20 protein-coding genes and 1 pseudogene are annotated in these 22,764 nt (G+C 51.0%); 6 read left to right on the top strand and 15 right to left on the bottom strand.

Features of this window, described 5'->3' with window-relative positions:
- Positions 1-2 precede the first annotated feature (2 nt).
- From OGY68_RS22465 to apbC, 4 genes and pseudogenes are all read right to left on the bottom strand, one after another.
- Positions 3-682: pseudogene (locus OGY68_RS22465) on the bottom strand (fimbrial assembly chaperone).
- Between the two features lie 63 nt (positions 683-745).
- A complete protein-coding gene (gene yehD / locus OGY68_RS22460) occupies positions 746-1,285 on the bottom strand; it encodes a fimbrial protein YehD (RefSeq protein ID WP_065772024.1) in 540 nt (179 codons plus the stop codon).
- A 284-nt stretch (positions 1,286-1,569) separates the two neighbouring features.
- Positions 1,570-1,851 carry a DUF2574 family protein gene (locus OGY68_RS22455; RefSeq protein WP_071941301.1) on the bottom strand — a complete coding sequence of 94 codons (282 nt, stop codon included), beginning with the start codon at positions 1,849-1,851 and terminating at the stop codon, positions 1,570-1,572.
- Positions 1,852-2,116: 265 nt separating this feature from the next.
- Entirely contained in the window at positions 2,117-3,226 is a 1,110-nt protein-coding gene (apbC, locus tag OGY68_RS22450) for an iron-sulfur cluster carrier protein ApbC (RefSeq protein ID WP_003027343.1), read from the bottom strand.
- Between the two features lie 164 nt (positions 3,227-3,390).
- On the opposite strand from apbC, the gene metG reads away from it, so the two are divergent.
- Positions 3,391-5,424, top strand: a complete 2,034-nt coding sequence (metG, locus tag OGY68_RS22445) for a methionine--tRNA ligase (RefSeq protein ID WP_057066541.1) — start codon at positions 3,391-3,393, stop codon at positions 5,422-5,424.
- 205 nt (positions 5,425-5,629) lie between these two features.
- On the top strand, positions 5,630-6,088 hold the full coding sequence (locus tag OGY68_RS22440; RefSeq protein ID WP_057066540.1) for a YehR family lipoprotein: 459 nt from the start codon (positions 5,630-5,632) through the stop codon (positions 6,086-6,088).
- A gap of 43 nt (positions 6,089-6,131) precedes the next feature.
- On the opposite strand, the gene OGY68_RS22435 is transcribed toward OGY68_RS22440, so the two are convergent.
- From OGY68_RS22435 to OGY68_RS22425, 3 genes are read right to left on the bottom strand one after another with little or no spacing between them, the layout of a single operon-like run.
- Positions 6,132-6,602: a YehS family protein gene (locus OGY68_RS22435; RefSeq protein ID WP_003834454.1), complete on the bottom strand. Its 471-nt coding sequence runs from the start codon at positions 6,600-6,602 to the stop codon at positions 6,132-6,134.
- A gap of 46 nt (positions 6,603-6,648) precedes the next feature.
- Positions 6,649-7,368 carry a two-component system response regulator BtsR gene (btsR, locus tag OGY68_RS22430; protein WP_003840155.1) on the bottom strand — a complete coding sequence of 240 codons (720 nt, stop codon included), beginning with the start codon at positions 7,366-7,368 and terminating at the stop codon, positions 6,649-6,651.
- Positions 7,365-9,050 (bottom strand): sensor histidine kinase, encoded by a 1,686-nt coding sequence (locus OGY68_RS22425; protein WP_020996665.1) that lies wholly within the window; start codon positions 9,048-9,050, stop codon positions 7,365-7,367. Before OGY68_RS22425 ends, btsR begins: the two co-directional genes overlap by 4 nt.
- A 225-nt stretch (positions 9,051-9,275) precedes the next feature.
- Here OGY68_RS22425 and mlrA point away from each other — a divergent pair, with 225 nt between their 5' ends.
- The gene (mlrA, locus tag OGY68_RS22420) at positions 9,276-10,007 is read left to right on the top strand and encodes an HTH-type transcriptional regulator MlrA (RefSeq protein ID WP_286617512.1); all 732 of its coding nucleotides are present in this window, start codon (positions 9,276-9,278) and stop codon (positions 10,005-10,007) included.
- 199 nt (positions 10,008-10,206) lie between these two features.
- Positions 10,207-10,314, top strand: coding sequence for a protein YohO (locus tag OGY68_RS22415; protein ID WP_003027354.1), 108 nt, complete (start codon positions 10,207-10,209; stop codon positions 10,312-10,314).
- On the opposite strand, the gene OGY68_RS22410 is transcribed toward OGY68_RS22415, so the two are convergent.
- From OGY68_RS22410 to bglX, 5 genes are all read right to left on the bottom strand, one after another.
- The gene (locus tag OGY68_RS22410; protein WP_048234924.1) at positions 10,295-11,026 is read right to left on the bottom strand and encodes an ABC transporter permease; all 732 of its coding nucleotides are present in this window, start codon (positions 11,024-11,026) and stop codon (positions 10,295-10,297) included. The two genes, OGY68_RS22415 and OGY68_RS22410, sit on opposite strands and share 20 nt — an antisense overlap.
- Entirely contained in the window at positions 11,010-11,957 is a 948-nt protein-coding gene (locus tag OGY68_RS22405; RefSeq protein ID WP_032943978.1) for an ABC transporter ATP-binding protein, read from the bottom strand. Before OGY68_RS22405 ends, OGY68_RS22410 begins: the two co-directional genes overlap by 17 nt.
- Positions 11,950-13,116, bottom strand: coding sequence for an ABC transporter permease (locus OGY68_RS22400; protein WP_057066543.1), 1,167 nt, complete (start codon positions 13,114-13,116; stop codon positions 11,950-11,952). Before OGY68_RS22400 ends, OGY68_RS22405 begins: the two co-directional genes overlap by 8 nt.
- A 15-nt stretch (positions 13,117-13,131) precedes the next feature.
- Positions 13,132-14,049 (bottom strand): glycine betaine ABC transporter substrate-binding protein OsmF, encoded by a 918-nt coding sequence (gene osmF, locus OGY68_RS22395; protein ID WP_008785251.1) that lies wholly within the window; start codon positions 14,047-14,049, stop codon positions 13,132-13,134.
- A gap of 232 nt (positions 14,050-14,281) precedes the next feature.
- A complete protein-coding gene (gene bglX / locus OGY68_RS22390; protein ID WP_057066539.1) occupies positions 14,282-16,579 on the bottom strand; it encodes a beta-glucosidase BglX in 2,298 nt (765 codons plus the stop codon).
- Between the two features lie 232 nt (positions 16,580-16,811).
- On the opposite strand from bglX, the gene dld reads away from it, so the two are divergent.
- Positions 16,812-18,518, top strand: coding sequence for a D-lactate dehydrogenase (gene dld, locus OGY68_RS22385; protein WP_057066538.1), 1,707 nt, complete (start codon positions 16,812-16,814; stop codon positions 18,516-18,518).
- Between the two features lie 104 nt (positions 18,519-18,622).
- Here dld and pbpG read toward each other — a convergent pair whose 3' ends face one another.
- Both pbpG and OGY68_RS22375 read right to left on the bottom strand, forming a co-directional pair.
- Positions 18,623-19,570: a D-alanyl-D-alanine endopeptidase gene (gene pbpG / locus OGY68_RS22380; RefSeq protein ID WP_048234922.1), complete on the bottom strand. Its 948-nt coding sequence runs from the start codon at positions 19,568-19,570 to the stop codon at positions 18,623-18,625.
- A gap of 180 nt (positions 19,571-19,750) precedes the next feature.
- Positions 19,751-20,338: a Yip1 family protein gene (locus OGY68_RS22375; RefSeq protein WP_003834475.1), complete on the bottom strand. Its 588-nt coding sequence runs from the start codon at positions 20,336-20,338 to the stop codon at positions 19,751-19,753.
- A gap of 240 nt (positions 20,339-20,578) precedes the next feature.
- On the opposite strand from OGY68_RS22375, the gene OGY68_RS22370 reads away from it, so the two are divergent.
- Positions 20,579-21,148: a DedA family protein gene (locus OGY68_RS22370; RefSeq protein WP_003834476.1), complete on the top strand. Its 570-nt coding sequence runs from the start codon at positions 20,579-20,581 to the stop codon at positions 21,146-21,148.
- A 37-nt stretch (positions 21,149-21,185) separates the two neighbouring features.
- Here OGY68_RS22370 and mdtQ read toward each other — a convergent pair whose 3' ends face one another.
- Positions 21,186-22,625 carry a multidrug resistance outer membrane protein MdtQ gene (gene mdtQ, locus OGY68_RS22365; protein ID WP_057066537.1) on the bottom strand — a complete coding sequence of 480 codons (1,440 nt, stop codon included), beginning with the start codon at positions 22,623-22,625 and terminating at the stop codon, positions 21,186-21,188.
- Between the last annotated feature and the right edge of the window lie 139 nt (positions 22,626-22,764).

Here is a 22,764-nt window from a genome sequence, read left to right as displayed (position 1 = left end):
GACTATCTTTCCGTTTTTATTTTTTCACTTAAATAGTTTCCGTGATCATCAATAAGAGTAACCTTGTAATGATTAACAACAGCAGCAGTGATAACTTTTTTATCTGACCACGGAGCAAGTAACACTGTCTCACTATTTATTTTAGAATTACCTACTAATTCAGGAATAGTTATCCAGTTGGCTGAATTATTTTTAATATTAATACCATCACTGACATACCTGACACTTAAGCGAGAAAAGCTTTTTTCATCCACACCAGTAAGACCCTGCGGACGATAAATAAATTTGATGCGATTCTGCATAGCAAATTTAATCATATTCTTACCTTCAAATTCCGCAGAATTAGGAGGAATATCCAGCACATTAAGAAAAAAAGGCTTTCACGATCTTTCGGCAGCGTGTTTGCCAGTAGCTTAATTTTCAGCTGTTGACCAGAACCTCCGCTGACCTTAGCCACTGGAGGGGTCATCACGAATGGCACCTGGATTTTTTCTGGTGGCAGGCTGGTGTCTCCGTCATCTATCCAGGATTGGACAAGCGAGCTGCGGTTGCCTTCATTCATTAACTGAACGGTAATTTCTTTTTTCTGTGCCGGATAAATTACACGGGTGCCGTAAATGTAAATGCCCCCCCACGCAGGCATTACCGTACCGACCAGCAATAATGCGAGTATTTTTTTCATTATAATTATCCTTACTGCGGGAATAATCGGCGGCAAGAGCCGCCGACAAACAGGATAGTAATCTTAATCTGTAACAACGGTCATCGTCAGCGAAGAGGCCACGTCACCAGCGGTGACAGCGGCGGCACCAATTCTTGCATAACGTGCGCTAAAGTTGAGCGTATATTTATTGTCTGAAGTTTTAGTTAACTCAATACCTGTATCGGGGTTAACCTGTTTAGTAAAGTCATCACCATAGTAAACGGAGAAGCCAGCACCATTATTTGCGGCAGTATTTCGTGTAATATATTTATTAGAACTATCAAATTGAGAACTGGAGAAAGTAATTTTCGGTGCTTTATCCCCCGTACATTCAACAGTTAATGGCACAGTAGTCTTATTTGAATATCCTTCATAAACACCTCCAGCACCTAAGTTATTTAATCTGTCAGCACCAATTTGGTTCATGCCGATGGTTGCAGTGGTATCACCCGTAAATTTACAGGTTGTTCCAACTACCTTACCAGTAATAATCAATTCACCCTGATCGGTATCCGCAGCAAAAGCCCCAGCGCTCATAAATACAGCAGACAATACAGCAGCAGAAATAATTGAACGTTTCATAGCATCTTCCTTAATAAAATAATTTCTATTTGTTAAGAGGGTTAACTCTTGAATTTAAATTCGCACATCAGAAACGTTGCCGCAATGTGAACGCGTTGTTTTGTTGATTTAAAACAAGTTACGAATTGCAATGTAATTGCAACAAATAAGTGAAGCTAAACACTATTTATACATTTAATAAATTAGCGTTATTAATTGTCGATTTTTATTTGTTAGGGAAATAAAAAAGCACTCATCATTCATATAAATGATGAGTGCTTAATATCAACACTGAGATTCTTAGTCTAATCGTAACGGTTTAACACTATCTGTCGCATTGAATCCCCTGGTAAAGAAACGATCTCGGTCACGACGCCCTTCGCTGGAACAGGATCCACATGACTGACATTTGAAAGATGAAGAGATTGACCACATTTCTGTTGAACGTTGTTATTCACGACGTCAGCACTACAGGTTGGTTCAACGACTCGCCCACTGATTGTTAAGGTCGCAGTATCGGAAGCGAAGGTAGGGGCGCTCATTCCATAAGTCAGAGCTATAATTCCCATCAGTAAACTTTTTTTCATTTTAATCGTTATTCCTGTGGTTAGCATCAAATAGCATACAAAGGACCTGTTCAGCAGATTATGGGCATAACACCCTATTTGAACCAATTGAAATTGTAGATTAATGAGATAGATTTGATCAATTGTAATGATGCATTGAAGTAATTTATTCGGAAAAAGACATGAATTATAAACGCAGAGTGAACAATATCGTAAGATTTTTAAATTTAATATATTCACCGCATCAATAATACATTGATACGGTGAATATCTGTAACGCTATAAATTACACCGCGCGGAAGGCAATCTCGCCCGGAATAACTTCTCCTTGCCAGTAGAGCTGTGCAGCCACTCGTCCTGCCAGGTCGCGGTAAATAGCAGTAAATTCGCTATCAGGACGGCTAATCACCGTCGGCGTACCACGATCGAGATCCTCACGCAGAGAAATATGCAGCGGCATCTGTCCCAGCAGTTGAGTGTGATACTGCTCGGCCAACTTCTGTGCCCCACCGGTACCGAAGATCGGTTCATGGTGACCACAGTTGCTGCAAATATGCATACTCATATTCTCAACAATACCCAGTACCGGCACTTCGACTTTTTCGAACATCACGATGCCCTTTTTCGCATCGATCAGCGCGATGTCCTGCGGCGTAGTGACAACAACTGCGCCCGTTACCGGAATGTTCTGCGCCAGAGTCAGCTGGATGTCACCGGTGCCCGGCGGCATATCCAGTACCAGATAATCAAGATCCGGCCATAAGGTTTCCTGCAACATCTGCAGCAGCGCTTTGCTGGCCATCGGGCCGCGCCATACCATCGCGTTATCGTCAGTGACCAGATAACCAATGGAGTTCGTTGCCAGACCATGAGACATGATCGGTGCCATGTGGGTACCATCTGGCGAGGTTGGACGCTGGTTTTCCGCGCCAAGCATTGTCGGGATAGACGGACCATAAATATCGGCGTCCAGAATCCCTACCTTCGCCCCTTCTGCAGCCAGCGCCAGCGCCAGGTTCACGGCGGTAGAGGATTTACCCACGCCACCTTTACCTGAACTGACGGCGATGATGTTTTTCACACCATTAATACCCGGCTGGTTTTTCACGCGTTTCAGCGTCGCGATGTTATGCGACAGTTTCCAGTCGATCGCTTTCGCACCGGTAATACGCAGCAGATCGGCGCTACATTGCTCTTTTAAGTCCTCAAACGCGCTATGCCAGACAAACGGCATGACCAGCTCAACGTGCAACGTGTCATCCATCCAGGCGACGTGGTGCAACGCTTTAAGCGTCGTCAGATTATGCTTCAGGGTTGAATGCTGAAAATTCGCCAGCGTCCCGGCAACCATGGCGCGCAGGGTCTCTGGTGATTTGGCCTGGGATTGTGCGTTCATCCCGACTCCTTTTTGTTGTTCTGAATATACAATAGTCACCAGGTAGTTTACTCCAACCGCAACAATTATTCATTTACGGATAAATGCCCTTATCGCTTGGCGCAGTAATTACCATTTTGGTACTATCAAAGCCCTTTTCACTACAAAAGAAGTAATTGCCCACTATGACTCAAGTCGCGAAGAAAATTCTGGTAACGTGCGCGCTGCCGTACGCCAACGGCTCAATCCACCTCGGCCATATGCTGGAGCACATCCAGGCTGATGTCTGGGTCCGTTACCAGCGAATGCGCGGCCACCAGGTTAACTTCATCTGCGCGGACGACGCACACGGTACGCCAATCATGCTGAAAGCACAGCAGCTTGGAATCACGCCAGAGCAGATGATCGGTGAAATGAGTCAGGAGCATCAGACTGATTTTGCAGGTTTTGACATCAGCTACGACAACTACCACTCGACGCACAGCGAAGAGAACCGTGAGTTGTCTGAGCTGATTTATACTCGCCTGAAGGAGAACGGTTTTATTAAGAACCGTACAATCTCCCAGCTTTACGATCCGGAAAAAGGCATGTTCCTGCCGGACCGTTTCGTTAAAGGCACCTGCCCGAAATGTAAGTCTCCGGATCAGTACGGCGATAACTGTGAAGTCTGCGGCGCAACCTACAGCCCGACCGAACTTATCGAGCCGAAATCCGTCGTGTCTGGCGCAACGCCGGTGATGCGTGACTCCGAACACTTCTTCTTTGATCTGCCGTCATTCAGCGAAATGCTGCAGGCGTGGACGCGCAGCGGCGCGTTACAGGAGCAGGTCGCCAACAAAATGCAGGAATGGTTCGAATCCGGCCTGCAACAGTGGGATATCTCTCGCGATTCCCCGTACTTCGGTTTTGAAATCCCGAATGCGCCTGGCAAGTACTTCTATGTCTGGCTGGACGCGCCAATTGGCTATATGGGTTCATTCAAAAACCTGTGCGATAAGCGCGGTGACACCACCAGTTTTGACGAGTACTGGAAGAAAGATTCTGACGCCGAGCTGTATCACTTCATCGGTAAGGATATCGTTTACTTCCACAGCCTGTTCTGGCCTGCCATGCTGGAAGGCAGCAACTTCCGTAAGCCGACCAACCTGTTTGTACACGGTTATGTGACGGTGAACGGCGCGAAGATGTCCAAATCTCGCGGCACCTTCATTAAGGCCAGCACCTGGCTGAAGCACTTCGATGCCGACAGCCTGCGCTACTACTACACCGCGAAGCTTTCTTCACGTATTGATGACATCGACCTGAACCTGGAAGACTTTGTCCAGCGCGTTAACGCCGATATCGTCAACAAAGTAGTCAACCTGGCATCCCGTAACGCTGGCTTTATTGCTAAGCGTTTTGACGGCATTCTGGCGGCTGAGCTGGCCGACCCGGCGCTGTATAAAACCTTCACCGACGCCGCAGCGGTGATTGGCGAAGCATGGGAAAGCCGTGAATTTGGTAAAGCTATCCGTGAAATCATGGCGCTGGCCGACGTGGCAAACCGCTACGTTGACGAACAGGCACCGTGGGTGGTGGCTAAACAGGAAGGCCGCGATGCCGACCTGCAGGCGATCTGCTCCATGGGTATCAACCTGTTCCGCGTGCTGATGACCTACCTGAAACCGGTTCTGCCAACGCTTGCTGAACGTGTTGAAGCTTTCCTGAACAGCGAACTGAGCTGGGATGCCATTGAGCAGCCACTGCTCGGCCACAAGGTCAACACCTTTAAAGCGCTGTACAATCGCATCGACATGAAACAAGTTGAAGCGCTGGTTGAGGCGTCGAAAGAAGAAGTGAAAGCAGCTGCTGCATCGGTTACCGGCCCGCTGGCTGATGACCCGATTCAGGAAACCATCACCTTTGACGATTTCGCCAAAGTTGACCTGCGTGTAGCGCTGATTGAAAACGCCGAGTTCGTGGAAGGTTCCGACAAACTGCTGCGTCTGACGCTGGATCTCGGTGGTGAGAAACGTAACGTCTTCTCTGGTATTCGTTCTGCGTATCCAGATCCGCAGGTCCTGATTGGCCGCCAGACCATTATGGTTGCCAACCTGGCACCACGTAAGATGCGCTTCGGCATTTCCGAAGGGATGGTGATGGCCGCAGGTCCTGGCGGGAAAGATATCTTCCTGTTAAGCCCGGACGAAGGTGCAAAACCAGGCCAACAGGTGAAGTAAATCAAACATCTCAAGCGCTGCAACCGCAGCGCTTTTTTTTGCTACGCAAGTGCTTCCTCTAATCTTAACCCCTGCTCCATTTTCGGACTGCTTCGTTGTTAATATTAGATTTATTCTATACTGCTCTGGTATCAAGGTAGTCCGGGCTCACCAGATTCGTGGACGTTATTATTTAACATCCGATATTCATGAAATGGAGTTTTACATGAAAGCGTTACAAAAATTATTTTCTCTCGCCGTGGCATCGATTGTGGTTTTTTCCCTGGCGGGATGTGGTGATAAAGAAGAGAAAAAAACATTCAATGCCAACATTAATGGTTCTGATATCACCGTCTCTTACACCTATAAAGGTGATAAGGTCCTGAAGCAAATCTCCGAAAGTAAAATTAGCTATGCGTCAGTCGGTGCCAGCAATAAAGAGGAAGCAGCAAAAGTATTCGACGCATTAAGCGCCAAATATCAAAACATTACTGGCATAGAAGAAAAACTCACCTATTCAGATACCTACGCGCAAGAAAATGTCACTATCGATATGGAAAAAGTTGATATAAAAGCGTTGCAGGCCATTTCAGGGATGAAACTCTCTGAAAACGCCGATAAAAACATCAGCATGAAGCAAATGCAAACGGTAATGGAATCGGCGGGTTTTAAAGAAGTGAAGTAAACCATCGGCGACCCGATGTTAATCGGTGTCGCCCATTTTTTCTTTATGGTTTCGCGTTATGTACCCGTGATGTCAAACCACGCAGAAAATAACGCAGGAACTGATCGCCGCATTCGCGATAGTTCTTATGATCAGGGGCACGCATCATGGCGGTAATTTCCGGCATCGACACACGGAATTTCTGCTCGGTCATAATAGCCAGAATATCGTCGGTTTTCAGCGAAAAGGCGATACGCAGCTTTTTCAGCACCGTATTGTTATTAACACGACGCTCCAGCGCCAGTTCCGGTGCAGAATCATCTTTACCACGCAGATGATAAATCAGGCCGTTTAAAAAACCGGAGAGAATGATATCCGGGCAACGAACAAACCCAGCCTCATCTTCTTTTGTCATCCAGGTATCGAAACCTGCGGAGGTGGATTCCATGTCAGCAAGCGCAAGAATACGCACCATGTCGTTATTGTTCGCTTTCAGGGTGTAGCGCAGGCTACGAAGAATATCGTTACTTAGCATAGAGCCTTCAACTGTCGGTGATGCAATGGCGCGCAGTGTATCAGTTTTACAGTCCAATCGCCTCTTTTAGACTTTTAAGATAACGACGACTCACCGGAACGGTCAGTCCGTTACGCAAAATCAGTTCCGCCTGACCGTTGTCTTCCAGACGGATCTCCTGCAATTGCGCCATATTTACCAGATATTGCCGATGACAACGCAGCAGAGGAGTACGGCTCTCCAGCGTCCTGAGCGTCAACTCAGTGAAGCCTTCTTTACCATCGCTGCTCGTCACATACACACCACTCATGCGACTGCTGATAAACGCCACATCATCCATTTGCAGCAAATAAATCCGGCTATGGCCGCTGCACGGAATAAACTTCAGCGCCTGCTGATTTTCTGGCAGCAGTGATACATCCTGCTTGGTACGCTCCTGACGCAAACGGATTAGCGTTTTTTCCAGCCGTGCTTCTTCAATCGGCTTGAGCAGATAATCAAACGCATGTTCTTCGAAGGCTTTCACCGCATACTCATCAAAGGCGGTCAGAAAAACAATGTACGGACGATGCTCGGGATCAAGCATGCCAACCATTTCCAGGCCGCTGATTCGCGGCATCTGAATATCAAGGAACAGAACATCCGGACGCAATTTATGCACCGCGCCAATGGCTTCCACCGCATTCGAACATTCACCGACAATCTCGATGTCGCTTTGCTCTTGCAACAGGATCCGCAGATTCTCCCGGGCTAACGGTTCGTCATCGACAATCAGCACTTTGATCATGCCAGTTCCTCCAGAGGAAGTCGTAAAGTGATTCGGGTAAAGCGGTCAGGTTCACACGCTACGCTGATGCCAAAATCATCGCCAAACCGCTCGCGCAGTCGTTTATCGACCAGATTCATACCCAGTCCACTGGCTTCTGAGGTTGGCTGATACAGCCCGGCATTGTCTTCGATATCCAGCATCAGATATTGCCCTTCGCGATGGGCGGTAATCGATACTTCACCGGTATCCAGTAACTGAGAAGTACCGTGTTTAATGGCATTCTCCACGATGGGTTGCAGAGTAAAGGCGGGTAATTGCTGATGCGAAAGTTCTTCTGGCACCGTCAAGGTCACCTGAAGACGCGACTGGAATCGTGCCTTTTCAATTTGCAGATAAGCATTAACGTGTTCAATTTCATCTGCCAGCGTCACAATTTCCGACGGGCGTTTTAAATTTTTACGAAAGAACGTCGACAGATACTGCACCAGTTGGCTGGCCTGCTCGCTATCGCGTCGGATCACAGCTTTGATGGTGTTGAGAGCATTAAACAGAAAATGGGGATTGACCTGGGCGTGCAGGAGTTTTATTTCCGACTGCGTGAGCATCGCTTTTTGCCGCTCATACTGCCCGGCCAGAATTTGCGCCGAAAGCAGTTGGGCGATCCCTTCCCCCAGCGTACGGTTGATCGAACTAAAGAGGCGGTTTTTGGCCTCATAAAGTTTGATGGTCCCCATTACCCGCTGGTTTTCACCTCGCAGGGGGATCACCAGCGTCGAGCCTAATTTGCATTGCGGGTGCAAAGAGCAACGGTAAGGAACTTCATTCCCATCGGCATACACCACCTCTCCGGTTTCAATCGCGCGTTGGGTATATGACGATGAAATAGGTTTTCCGGGTAGATGGTGATCGTCACCAATACCGGTAAATGCCAGCAGTTTCTCACGGTCGGTAATCGCCACCGCACCGATATCCAACTCTTCATACAGCACCTGAGCAACCTTCATGCTGTTAACCTCGTTGAATCCCTGGCGCAAAATACCTTCCGTTGAGGCGGCAACTTTGAGTGCTGTGGCGGAAAAAGCGGAGGTATATTTTTCAAACATCGCCCGTTTATCGAGCAAAATACGCATAAATAAGGCGGCGCCCACGGTATTGGTCACCATCATCGGCGCGGCAATATTGCTGACCAACCGAAACGCATCATCGAACGGACGCGCAATTAATAAGATGATCAGCATCTGCACCAGTTCGGCAACAAAGGTAATCGCTCCCGCGGTCAGCGGACTAAAGACTTTATCGGTACGACCACGACGGGTAAGCACGCTGTGCACCAGCCCGCCGAGCAACCCTTCCACAATGGTCGAGATCATGCAGCTAAGCGCAGTCATCCCCCCCATCGAATAACGATGCAAACCGCCGGTAAGACCAACTAAACCGCCAACCACCGGGCCGCCAAGCAGCCCGCCCATCACCGCGCCAATAGCGCGAGTGTTAGCAATGGAGTCATCAATGTGCAGCCCGAAATAGGTGCCTAAAATGCAGAAAATGGAAAAAGTAACATAGCAAAGCAGTTTGTGCGGGAGTCGGATAGTCACCTGCATCAGCGGGATAAACAAACGCGTTTTGCTCATGAGCCACGCGATAACGAGGAACACACACATCTGCTGAAGCAGCAGCAACACCAGATTAAACTCGTACATACCCGCCAACCACACATCACTTAAAAGCGCGTAACATACATGGGCTGCGTGTAACTTTCTTTGAAGTGTTGCAAAAAAAGACGAATTTGTGAGAACGATCACTCGAAAGCGCGAGCATGGTTACAAAATCACCCATTCATAGATCAAAAAACAGACAAAACTACCTGGTTCGCAAAAGAGCGTCTAAAGTAAAACTGGGACCTCGCGAGCAAGAGTGAGACGACGATGGCGCTTTACACAATAGGTGAAGTGGCTTTGCTTTGTGATATCAACCCTGTCACTTTACGCGCGTGGCAGAGGCGTTACGGATTACTTAAACCGCAGCGGACAGACGGCGGGCATCGCCTGTTTAACGATGCGGATATCGACCGGATCCGCGAGATAAAACGCTGGATAAACAACGGTGTCCAGGTCAGCAAGGTTAAAATGTTGCTCAGCAATGAGAGCATTGATGTGCATAACGGTTGGCGTGAACAACAAGAGACGCTGTTGAGCTATTTGCAAAGTAATAATCTGCATAGCCTCAGACTGTGGATCAAAGAGCGCGGCCAGGATTATCCCGCACAAACGCTCAACACCCATTTGTTCATTCCGTTACGCCGACGTCTGCAATGCCAACAGCCGATCCTGCAGGCGTTACTGGGGATCCTCGACGGCGTACTGATCAACTATATCGCGATTTGTCTGGCCTCAGCACGTAAGAAACAGGGGAAAGATGCTCTGGTGGTTGGCTGGAACATTCATGATACGACCCGTTTATGGCTGGAAGGTTGGGTCGCCAGCCAGCAGGGATGGCGCATTGACGTCCTTGCCCATTCGCTGAACCAACTGCGACCGGAGCTGTTTGAAGGTCGCACCTTGCTTGTCTGGTGCGGCGAGAACCAAACGCCCGTTCAGCAGCAACAGCTGAACGAATGGCGCGCGTTGGGTCACGATATTTATCCACTCGGTATTTAGAGCCTGGCCCATTAGGGCTATTTTGCTTGCCATTTCGAACCTGGGCAGTGCTCAGAATCCTCACGTACTACGTGTACGCTCCGGTTCTTCCGCGCTGGCCGTGTTCAAACTGTCTGCGCCAATAACGCCTAATGATCCAGGCTCTTAATATTCTATTAACAAACGTGTACAATCCTTGGATTCACATAAGGAGTGCATAATGAGCGCAGCTAAAATCGGTGTCATTACCCTCTTCCTGCTGATGGCCATCGGCGGTATCGGCGGTGTCATGCTGGCAGGCTATACTTTTATTTTACGTGCCGGGTAAGATGCCTCGCTAATTTCTCAAACCCGCGGTCAACAATTACCGCCGCCAGCGCGACCAGCAGCGCTCCCTGAATCACATAGGCGGTATTGAACCCACTCAGCCCGATAATAATCGGCGTACCCAGCGTGTTTGCCCCAACGGTTGAGGCGATGGTTGCGGTGCCGATATTAATAATCACCGACGTGCGAATCCCGGCCAGAATCACCGGGGCCGCCAGCGGCAACTCGACTTTACGCAGCCGCTGCCCCTGACTCATGCCCATTCCGCTGGCAATATCCATCACGCTGGGTGAAATTCCGCCGAGTCCCGCCAGTGTTGCCTGCAAGATCGGTAATACGCCATACAGGATCAACGCGATAATTGCCGGTTCAGGACCAAATCCCATCACCGGTACGGCGATCGCCAGCACAGCAACTGGCGGAAAGGTCTGCCCCACGGCGGCGATGGTTTCCACCATCGGCCGGAATTCCGCGCCCCAGGGCCGGGTTACCGCTATACCGGCCCCGGTGCCAATAAGTACAGCAATCAGGCTTGAAATCCCCACCAGGCCAAAATGGCTCAGTGCCAGCGCCGCAAAACTTTCCTGCTGATACACGGGACGCGGTAGCGCCGGAAATAGCGCACTGAATAAGGCCTGACTATGAGGCAACCCAACTAACAGGACCAGAAACAGGACAATAAGCCATAACAACGGATCAGCAAGACGTTTCACGGGTCGGCATCTCCGAAAGCAAATCACGAAAATGAAGCGTCCCGCAGGACAACCCCTGCGGGGTCACGACCGGCAAGACGTCGCAACCGCGCGCTACGAACACCGACAACGCATCACGCAGCGTCATTTCATCTACCAACGGTTCACCGGCTGTGTGTTCACCGCGACGGATAAAATCCCCTACCGTGCGAAGCGACAGTAGACGTACGCCCAGTTCACTACGGCCAAAGAATGTTTGCACGAATTCGTTCGCCGGTGCTGTCAGCATCGACAGCGGCGTGCCTTGCTGCACTACCTTTCCTGCATCCATCAGAACCAGATGCTCCGCCAGCCTTAGCGCCTCGTCGATATCATGCGTCACCAGCACAATGGTACGCCCGAGCAGACGATGAATACGCGTCATCTCCTGCTGCAGCGCACCGCGGGTGACCGGATCCAGCGCGCCAAAAGGCTCATCCATCAGCAGTACCTGCGGATCTGCCGCCAGGGCACGCGCCACTCCGACCCGCTGCTGTTGCCCGCCAGACAGCTGATGCGGGTAACGATGGCGCAAACTTTCCTCAAGACCCAGCAGCGCCATCAGTTCGTCTGTTCGGTCATCAATACGAGAACGCGACCACTTTTGTAGCTGCGGCACCGTGGCGATGTTCTGCGCGACGGTCCAGTGGGGAAACAAGCCAATAGACTGAATCGCGTATCCCATGCGCCGCCTTAACTCCAGTACCGGTAGGCTGCGGATCTCTTCCCCGGCAAAGCGAATCTGTCCGCTGTCATGTTCAACCAGCCGATTGATCATTTTCAGCGTGGTGGATTTCCCGGAACCTGATGTGCCAATTAACACCGAAAAGCTGCCCTCCCCCAACCGCAGATTAAGGTCGTCAACGGCTTTTTGCTGGCCATAGGTTTTACTGACATGGCGAAATTCAATCATTGTTTGTTACCTTCAACAGCGCGAGCCCTAAATCAAACAGCGCATCAATCAATACCGCCAGTACCACAACCGGGATCACGCCCAGCAACACTAAATCGACGGCGCTACTGAGCAATCCCTGAAAGACCAGCGCGCCAAATCCCCCTGCGCCAATCAGTGCAGCAATCACCGCCATTCCCACCGTTTGCACCATCACTACCCGTAAACTGCGCAAGAAGACTGGCAATGCCAGCGGGAACTGCACCGAGACAAACCGCTGGAAAGTGTTCATCCCCATCGCTCGGGCGCTTTCCAGTACATCCTGCGGCACCTGATTCAACCCAGCCACAACGCCACGTACCAGCGGTAACAGCGCATACAGCACTAACGCAATAAGCGCAGGCGTCAGGCCGGTTCCGGCGACGCCGAGCGAACCCAACAAAGGAAAGTGCTTCACCAACCCGGAAAGGGGCGCAATTAACAGGCCAAACAGCGCGACTGAGGGAATGGTTTGGATGATATTCAGTACCGCAAAAACCGGCCCCTGACGGGAGACAGAGAAAGCACACCAGATGCCCAACGGCACACCAATAAGCAGCGCGGGCACCACGGTAGCGAACAGAATTGTCAGATGCTGCGCAAGGGCGTCGTTGAAGACATCCTGACGGTTGGCATATTCTTTAAGTAGGGAAAGTTCGTTAAACGTGCCGGAGAACAAAAGCACCAGCGGAAAAATAAACATTTGCGCGTGTAACAGCCAACGCCATGATGCCTGTTCGGTTATGCGACGAATGGCGTCACTGGCGGCCAGCAACATTAGTCCTAGCCCCAACCAGAACCCGCTGCCCAGGCTGGTTCTGGCCAGTGGACTTCCCGTCTGGGCCAGATACGTTGCCGTTGTTCCTGCGGTTACCAGCGCTGCAATAACCAGCAACTGGCTAATAACAAGCGTCAATATATTGCCGGGCTTTCCCGGTACAAAGCACAGAAGAAACAGCAGCAAACAGGCTACTGCCAATCCCCACGCCATGTCGGGCCGGATATCCCAGAGTTGGCGCCCCTCACCGGAGACCAGGCGATTAGGCGCATAGCTAATGAAAGGCAGCGCTGCCGCCGCAAAGGTAAGAAGTACCAGCAACAACAGCACCCGATTAACTGAAATCTTTGACAAAACACCCACCTGCTGCAAACTCCGTTACTTCACCCATCCTTTTTGCTTCAGGTAGTCTGCTGCAACTTTTTTCGCATCCAGCCCCTCCACGGCAATACTGGCATTCAGCTGCTGCAACGTTTTTTCATCCAGGCTGGCAAAAACCGGTTGTAGCCATTCTCCCATTTGCGGGTAGTCTTTCAGCACCGATTCACGTACGACGGGTGCTGGCGCATAAATGGGCTGGACACCTTTTGGATCGCTTAAAGTTTGCAGACCGAGCGCCGCTACCGGGCCATCGGTGCCATAAGCCATCGCCGCATTGACTCCAGAAGTCTGCTGCGCCGCTGCTTTAATCGTCACCGCGGTATCTCCCCCAGCTAGCGACAACAGCTGATTTTGATTCAGTTTGAAATCATAGGCTTTTTCAAACGCAGGCAACGCGTCAGCCCGTTCGATAAATTCAGCAGAGGCAGCAAGTTTGAACGTTCCCCCGTCTTTTAGGTAGCGGCCTAAATCAGCAAGGGACTCAAGCTTGTTCTTTTGCGCGACATCCTGGCGTACCGCAATGGTCCAGGTATTATTGGCGGGTGCAGGTGTTAACCAGACCAGCTTATTTTGCTCTGCATCCAGCTTTTTCACTTTCTCGAAACCGGCCTGCGCATTTTTCCACGCGGGATCATTTTCATCTTTAAAAAAGAATGCGCCATTACCGGTATATTCCGGATAAATATCCAGCTCACCGGAAGTGATTGCCCCACGCACTACTGGAGTGGTACCCAGCTGTACTTTATTGACGGTTTTCACGCCATGGCTTTCGAGCACCTGCAAAATAATGTTGCCGAGCAGCGCCCCTTCGGTATCTATTTTTGAACCAACCGTGACGGGTGACGCGGCCTGTAAGGGTAGGCTTATCGCGGCTAACAGCACCAGCGAACCCACCGATACTTTTGAGATTATCATGCTGTACTCCTCATCCTTTTGCGGCCCTTTTCAGAGACTTGAGGAAAAAGCATAGTCGAAAAATCAAGCCTTAACCTGGCAATTGGGTGGTAACGCTGAGAGTTATTAGCGGTAAGGCGATAATACAATAAAAAAAATCCGGCAAACCCAATGTGAATTTGCCGGATGATACGACTTTGTCAGCCTGATAAGCGTAGAGCCATCAGGCATGCTGCATGACTATATTCATCTATTACAGCAGTTCAAATTCGCCCTGCTTCACTCTGGCGGAATCCACGCCGATGAAAACGTTAAATTTGCCAGGTTCTGCATCGTATTTCATCTGCTGGTTCCAGAATTTGAGCGCTTCAATATCAATCGGGAAGCTGACGGTCTGTGTTTCACCTGGCTTAAGATTCACTTTTTCAAAACCTTTCAGCTGTTTTACCGGACGACTCATGGAGGCGGTCACATCCTGTAAATACATCTGAATCACCGTTGCACCTTCGCGCTTGCCAGTGTTGGTCACCTGTACGCTGGCCGTCACGGTTCCGTCACGCTTCATCGTCGGAGAAGAGAGCTTCACATCAGAAATCGTAAACGTGGTGTAGCTCAGGCCATAACCAAAGGGATACAACGGACCATTGGCTTCATCAAAGTAGCGCGACGTGTACTTGTTCGGCTTATCGGCGTTATACGGACGACCGGTATTGAGATGGCTGTAATAGACCGGGATCTGTCCAACAGAGCGCGGGAAAGACATCGGCAGCTTGCCTGACGGATTGTAATCACCAAACAGCACATCGGCGATGGCGTTACCGCCCTCCGTCCCGGCAAACCAGGTTTCGAGGATCGCATCGGCTTGTTGATCTTCCTTCACCAGCGCCAGCGGACGACCGTTCATCAACACCAGAACCAACGGTTTACCCGTGGCTTTCAGCGCGGCAATCAGGTCACGCTGACTTTGTGGAATGGTGATATCGGTGCGGCTGGAGGCTTCATGCGCCATGCCCTGCGCTTCACCGACTACCGCGACAACCACATCAGATTGCTTCGCGGCGTTAACGGCTTCATTGATCATCGCCTGCGGCGAACGCGGGTCAACCTTTACCGCTTCTTCATACAGGTTGAGGAAATCGACAATGCCTTTGTCGTTGGTGATATTCGCCCCTTTGGCGTACAGCACTTTGCCCTGTTCGCCGACGGCATTTTTAATCCCCGTCAGCACCGTTACCGACTGATCGGCAACACCGGCGGCGGACCAACTGCCCATCACATCACGCTTGCTGTCGGCCAGCGGACCGACAACCGCCACTGTGGCGGATTTTTTCAGCGGCAACGTTTCCAGACGGTTTTTCAGCAGCACCAGGCTTTCGCGCGCCACTTCACGCGCCTCTTTGCGATGCAAACGGCTTTCTGCGTTGGTGTCCTGTGGGTCAGATTCTTTGGCTCCCAGATGGCTGTACGGATCGTTAAACAGCCCCATATCATATTTCACGTTCAGCACGTGGCGCGCGGCGTCGTCCAGCTCCGCCATCGTCACTTTGCCGGATTTAATCAAGCCCGGCAGATATTTGCTGTAATACTCATCACTCATACTCATGTTGATGCCGGACTTGATCGCCACACGCACCGCATCTTCAGGATCGGAGGCGGTACCGTGCTTAATCAGTTCCTTAATCGCGCCGTGATCGGAAACGGTAATCCCCTTAAAGCCCCACTCATCACGCAGCACGTCTTTTAACAGCCAGGCGTCTGAGGTTGCAGGCGTACCGTTTAGCGAATTAAGACCCACCATCACCGCACCGCTACCGGCGTCCAGCCCGGCTTTATACGGCGGCATATAGTCGTTGAACAGGCGCTGTGGGCTCATATCGACGGTGTTATATTCCTTGCCACCTTCAACCGCGCCATAGGCGGCGAAGTGCTTGACGCTGGTCATCACCGAATAGCGGTCAGCCGGGCTTTTCCCCTGCATCGCTTCCACCATGGTTTTACCCATCGTAGCCGTTAAATACGTGTCTTCACCAAAACCTTCTGAAGCACGGCCCCAGCGCGGATCGCGAGAGACATCGACCATTGGCGCCCAGGTCATATTCAGACCATCATCGGCAGCTTCATACGCGGAAATACGGCCAACGGTTCTGACCGCATCGAGATTAAAAGAGGACGCCAGGCCGAGACTTATCGGGAACACGGTACGCTGGCCGTGCAATACGTCGTAGGCAAAAAAGAGAGGAATTTTCAGGCGGCTGAGCTCCATCACCTGATCCTGCATTTTGCGGATATCCTGGCGCGTGACGGTGTTAAAAATTGCCCCAACCTGCCCGTCTTTGATCATCTCGCGGATGGCTTCTTTCGGGTTATCAGGCCCGACGCTTATCAAGCGTAGTTGCCCAATTTTCTCATCCACGGTCATCTGTTTAAGTAAATCGGTAACGAATGCATCCCGCGCTTCTGGCGTCAGAGGATGGTTACCAAACAGCGTGTCCGCCAGCGCTGGTTGCAACGCCAGACTCACCGCGACACCTACAGAACATAGCCATTTCATGTTGATTCTCTCTTTATTTTTTCCCGACGAGGCAGCGAAAATATAACAAAAACCGCAGTTTGCCGTAAGACTAAACGGGAGCGATAAAGAAAGCTAAGGTTATTCTCCTAATTTTCGAAACCAACGCGACTCAGAGGAAGACAACCCAGAGACAATGTGAATGAGAAAGCGTATTGTCATACAAAGCGCTATGCTTGTTCCTGATATTGAGTCCCACCACAAGGAGTGGAGAATGTCTTCCATTACAACAGATAATAAAGCTTTTCTGAATGAACTGACCCGTCTGGTAGGTCATTCACACCTGCTCACAGACCCTGCTAAAACCGCCCGCTATCGCAAGGGATTCCGCTCCGGTCATGGCGATGCGCTCGCCGTGGTGTTCCCTGGCTCGCTTTTAGAATTGTGGCGCGTCCTGAACGCTTGTGTCGCCGCAGATAAAATTATCCTGATGCAGGCCGCCAACACCGGCCTGACCGAAGGCTCTACGCCGAGCGGTAATGATTATGACCGCGAGATTGTCATTATCAGCACCCTGCGCCTTGATAAGCTGCACGTCATCGGCAAAGGCGAACAGGTGCTGGCCTATCCCGGCACCACGCTTTATTCACTCGAAAAAGCGCTCAAACCGTTTGGCCGTGAGCCGCATTCGGTGATCGGATCTTCCTGTATCGGCGCTTCAGTGATTGGCGGTATTTGTAACAACTCCGGCGGCTCGCTGGTTCAGCGCGGCCCGGCATACACGGAGATGTCGCTGTTTGCGCGTATTGACGAGCAGGGAAAATTACAGCTGGTTAACCATCTGGGTATCGAACTGGGCCAGACCCCGGAACAGATTCTGAGCAAACTTGATGACGAGCGGATCAAAGATGACGATGTGCGCCATGACGGGCGTCATGCACACGATCACGACTACGTTACCCGCGTCAGAGATATTGAGGCGGACACGCCCGCTCGCTATAACGCCGACCCGGATCGGTTGTTTGAATCATCCGGTTGTGCAGGCAAGCTCGCGGTTTTTGCGGTGCGTCTGGACACCTTCGAAGCCGAAAAAAACCAGCAGGTCTTTTACATCGGTACCAACCAGCCAGAGGTGCTGACGGAGATCCGCCGTCATATTTTGGCAAAATTTGAGCATCTGCCGGTCGCCGGTGAATATATGCACCGCGATATTTATGACATCGCTGAGCAATACGGCAAAGATACGTTTCTGATGATCGACAAGCTCGGCACCGACAAAATGCCGTTCTTCTTCACCCTGAAAGGTCGCACCGATGCAATGCTGGAAAAAGTGAAAATTTTCCGTCCACATTTCACCGATCGGGCAATGCAGAAATTTGGCCATTTGTTCCCCAGCCACTTACCCGCGCGCATGAAAAGCTGGCGCGATAAGTACGAACATCACCTGCTGTTAAAAATGGCCGGTGGTGGCGTGGCTGAAGCGCAAAACTGGCTAAGCGAGTTTTTCAAAACCGCTGAAGGCGACTTCTTTGCCTGTACGCCGGAAGAAGGCAGCAAGGCGTTTTTGCATCGCTTTGCGGCGGCTGGCGCGGCGATTCGTTATCAGGCCGTACATGCCGATGAAGTGGAAGATATTCTGGCGCTGGATATCGCGCTGCGCCGTAACGACACCGAATGGTACGAGCATCTGCCTGCAGAGATCGACAGCCAACTGGTGCACAAACTCTATTACGGCCACTTTATGTGCTACGTCTTCCATCAGGATTACATCGTGAAAAAAGGCGTCGATGCGCATGCGCTGAAAGAGCAGATGCTGGAGCTTCTGCACGAGCGCGGAGCACAGTATCCGGCAGAGCATAACGTCGGACATCTGTATAAAGCACCGGAAACATTAACCCGTTTTTACCGCGAGAATGACCCCACCAACAGTATGAATCCGGGGATTGGTAAAACGAGTAAGCAAAAGTTCTGGAAAGAGTAGTAAACCAGAAAAAGATAAGCGCCACCGGGCATGTTGCCGGGGGCGCTTCGCTTGCCCGGCCTACCGCTACATTAGCTATGTGTATGCCGGATGAGGTGTCTTATTTAATCGTTCTGTGCAGTTTGCTCGCTCGTCGCTGAACCCGCCGCTGCCATCTGCGCCGCTTTTTGCTTTTTATAGCTCAGCGCCGCTGCCGGAACCGGCATCACCTTGCCCGTTTCGATCCAGGTACGTAAACGGCTGGCATCGGCAAAGTGGGTATATTTACCGAACGCATCCATCACCACCAGCGCCACCGGTTTGTTATTGATCACGGTGCGCATCACCAGACAGTGGCCTGCCGCATTGGTAAACCCGGTTTTGGTTAACTGAATATTCCAGTTATCGCGGTATACCAGATGGTTAGTGTTACGGAATGGCAGCGTATAAGCCGGGTTGGCAAAGGTCGCCATATCTTCGCGCGTCGTACTTAACTGGCCAATCAGCGGATACTGCTTGCTGGCGATCAGCAGCTTGGTTAAATCACGAGCGGTCGAGACGTTATGAATCGATAAGCCGGTTGGTTCCACAAAGCGTGTCTGAGTCATGCCGAGCGCTTTCGCTTTGGCATTCATGGCCTTAATAAACGCGTTATAACCGCCAGGGTAATGATGCGCCAGGCTCGCCGCCGCACGGTTTTCTGATGACATCAGCGCCAGCAGCAGCATGTCTTTACGGCTAATTTCACTGTTCAGTCGCACACGAGAGTAGATGCCTTTCATTTCCGGCGTCTGGCTGATATCAACTTTCAGCTTCTCATCCAACGGCAGTCGTGCATCAAGCACTACCATCGCGGTCATTAATTTGGTAATCGACGCAATCGGACGCACAAGGTCCGGGTGGTTCGAATAGATAACTTTGTTGGTATTCAGATCAACAATCATCGCGCTACCGGACGCTATCTCAGGCTGAGAAGCTGCTGCGGTAGTTGCCGTTTTAGCCACGGCTTGGGGTGCAAAAGGAACGGCCAGCACCAGGGCAAGGCTTAATAATGAAACTCGGAATTTCAGCATGATGAGATTTCTGATAATGGTTCACGCACGTCACAACGCACACCGCCAGAGACTAAGTATTATCTCAAGCTAGCTCAGGCATCATAGCGATCCGGCAGGTTTGCCGCCACAGGAGAATCGTCTCGAAATGCTGCGTTGCTGACTTTTACGTCAACAACGCAGCGCAGACAGGTTTATCCGTCAAAATAACCGATAGCCGTAACCCCACAGGATTACCGTAATCGCCAGCAGAACTTCCAGTACCAGAACACCGATCGCCAGTGTTGAACTGGAAAAGCTCAGGCCTTCCTCTTTAGAGATATTCAGGAACGTCGGAATGCCGAGATAGAGTAAATAACCGGTGTAAAATAGCGCGATCGTTCCTACTAATGCACACAGCCAGACCAGCGGATAAAGTGCGACCAATCCGCTTAAAAACAGCGGCGTCGCAACATACCCTGCAAAGACCATACAGTGGGCCAACGACGGGCGCTGCGGGTAATTACGTGCCATCCACCAGATAACCCGGCCCATGACGGCGACGCCTGCCAGCATCACCCCGTAAAACAGAATTGCCATCGCAAATCCGGTCAACAGAGATAACTTCAGGATATTGCCATCGCCAAAATTCCAGCCGATTTGCGTGGTACCGATAAATGCGCAAACAACCGGGATTGCCGCCATCAGCAGTACATGGTGGGTATAGTGATGCGAAACACTTTCGTTTTCGCTGTTGATCACGTGCATTTCACGATCGGGATGGGAAAACAGCCCCCAGACATGGTTCATACCGCCCCCTTCTTGTCAGCTCCGGACCTCAACACTTCAAGTATAATTCAGCTTTTGATTATTTTATGTACACATGAAAAATACCGAAGCGCCGGGTAAAAAGTGTGTAAGCCGTAGGCCTGATAAGCGAAGCGCCATCAGGCATTAGGGAACTGAACGACGTTAAGCGCTACTATGCGTCTTTTCCGGCATCAAGTATTCATAGGGTGTATGCTATGACCAGTGGAGGTCATACAACGTATGGATATAACGCATTATGTTGCGCAGTACGGCTATGCTGCGTTAATCATCGGCAGCCTGGCGGAAGGTGAAACCATTACCCTGTTAGGCGGCGTCGTGGCGCATCAGGGAGTCCTGAAATTCCCGCTGGTGGTGCTCTCGGTCGCGCTGGGTGGGATGATTGGCGATCAGTTGCTTTATTTACTCGGACGTCGTTTTGGCGGCAAAATTCTGCGTCGTTTCTCGCGCCATCAGGCGAAAATTCATTATGCGCAGAAAATGATCCAACGGCGTCCTTACCTGTTTGTGGTCGGTACGCGCTTTATGTACGGCTTTCGCGTTATTGGTCCCTTACTGATTGGCGCCAGTCACCTGCCGCCGAAGATCTTTTTACCGCTGAATATTCTTGGCGCGTTTGTCTGGGCGTTGCTATTTACCACCCTCGGCTACGTCGGTGGTGAAGTGATCGCGCCGTGGCTGCATAGCCTTGACCAGCATATCAAGCATGGCATCTGGCTGGTGCTGGTTATCGGGATAGTCGCGGGCGTCCGCTGGTGGATGAAACGCCGAAGCACGCGTAAAGCGCAATGAAGATGGCCCGACAGCGGAACACCGTCGGGCCGAACAATCAGGATGCGTGATAACCGCCGCCCAGCGCGCTGGTCAACTGGATTGAGGCATCCAGCCATTGGCCTTGCAAAAGCAGACCGTTGCACTGCTCACGTAATGCCGGGATCTTTGCCTCGCTAACCCTGGAGCCCGCAATAATACCCGCATTAAAGCGCGCCTGTGCCAGCCCCACTACGCGCTGAGCGTCATGTTCAATCTGCTGCTGATGCTGATTTTTCTGCGCCAGTGTTTCTACCTGCGATGCCGCACGTGCCACGTCATTCACCGCATCCACCACAGCTTTGTTGTAATTCGCCACCGTCAGGTTACTTTGCGCTTTCGTAATATCGAGATTCGCATTCAGCCTGCCACTGTCAAAGATAGGCAGCGTCAGCCCGGCGGTTACGCCCATTTGCTGCGCGGAATGGCGGAACAGGTCACTCAGATGTAACGCATCCTGTTGTAAAAATGCCATCAGATTCACATCGGGATAAAACGCCGCTTTCGCCGCATCAATACTGCTCAGCGATGACTCAATGTACCAGTGTGCTGCCTGCAAATCTGGTCGACGGGCCAGCAGCGAGTAGCCCAACTGGGACGGGAGCTGACTTTCAACCACGGGCAGTTTGGTCGAATGGAGCTTCAGGGCAACGGACTGCGAGTTGCTCAACGCGCTTAGGCGCGCCTCAATCACCTTCATTTTACCGCTGACATCGTTCAGTTGCTGCTCCGTCTTGCTGGAATCGATATCGGTTTCAACACCTTCCACCGAAGAAGTGAGGCCGTTTTGATACAGTTGACGATCGACGGTAATCACATTTTGCTGCTCGCTTTCGATTTGCGTCAGCACGGTTTTCAGTGCGGCCTGCGTCTGCCATTCCCAGTAAAGACGGGAGACACCGCTCGCCAGTAGCTGCCGGGTTTGCTCGCGCTCAGCCTCACGCGCCTTAACGGCTCCAATGCGCGCAGTCACTTCGGCCCGATTCTTACCCCACAGATCCAGATTCCAGCCGGCGGTTAAACCAAAGGTTCCATTGGTGTACCACGGCCCCGTGGTTCCTGCTGCGGGATCAGTTATGGCGAAAGGTCCCATCAGCCCCTCAGCTGACATTTTCTGACGCTCAACGTCTGCGGAGAAGTCGATCTCCGGGCCATCCTGCGCTTCCACAGCCTTAGCCTGCGCCTCCGCCAGTTGAATGCGCTGTTCCGCGACCTGCATATCAGGAGAATTTCGCAAGGTGCTGTCAATCAACGCATTAAGCTGGGGGTCGTGATATGCCTTCCACCACTGGCTGTCCGGCCAGCCATTTTTTAACGCGGCAGGCAATGTGGTATCGACATTTGCGGCAGGCGTCTGCTGTGACAGAGACTGGCGGTCATCATGCATCGGCGCGCAGCCAGACATCAGAACAAAAAGCGGCAACAATGCCGTCGTGACAAACACAGAATTACGATTCATGGAGATATACAGGTAAGAAAAGATGTGCAGAGATTACGACTTGTCGCTGTTGCTTTTTTAGTTACGCGTGGCAATACATCTTTGGCAATAAAAATATATAATCAGAAAAATATACACCTCGTGAATAATATAGATTAAA

Origin of the sequence: Citrobacter sp. Cpo065 (assembly GCF_030332805.1) — a bacterium.
In the GTDB taxonomy this organism is placed as follows: Bacteria; Pseudomonadota; Gammaproteobacteria; order Enterobacterales; family Enterobacteriaceae; genus Citrobacter; species Citrobacter portucalensis.
This window is presented reverse-complemented; position numbering and strand designations above follow the sequence as displayed.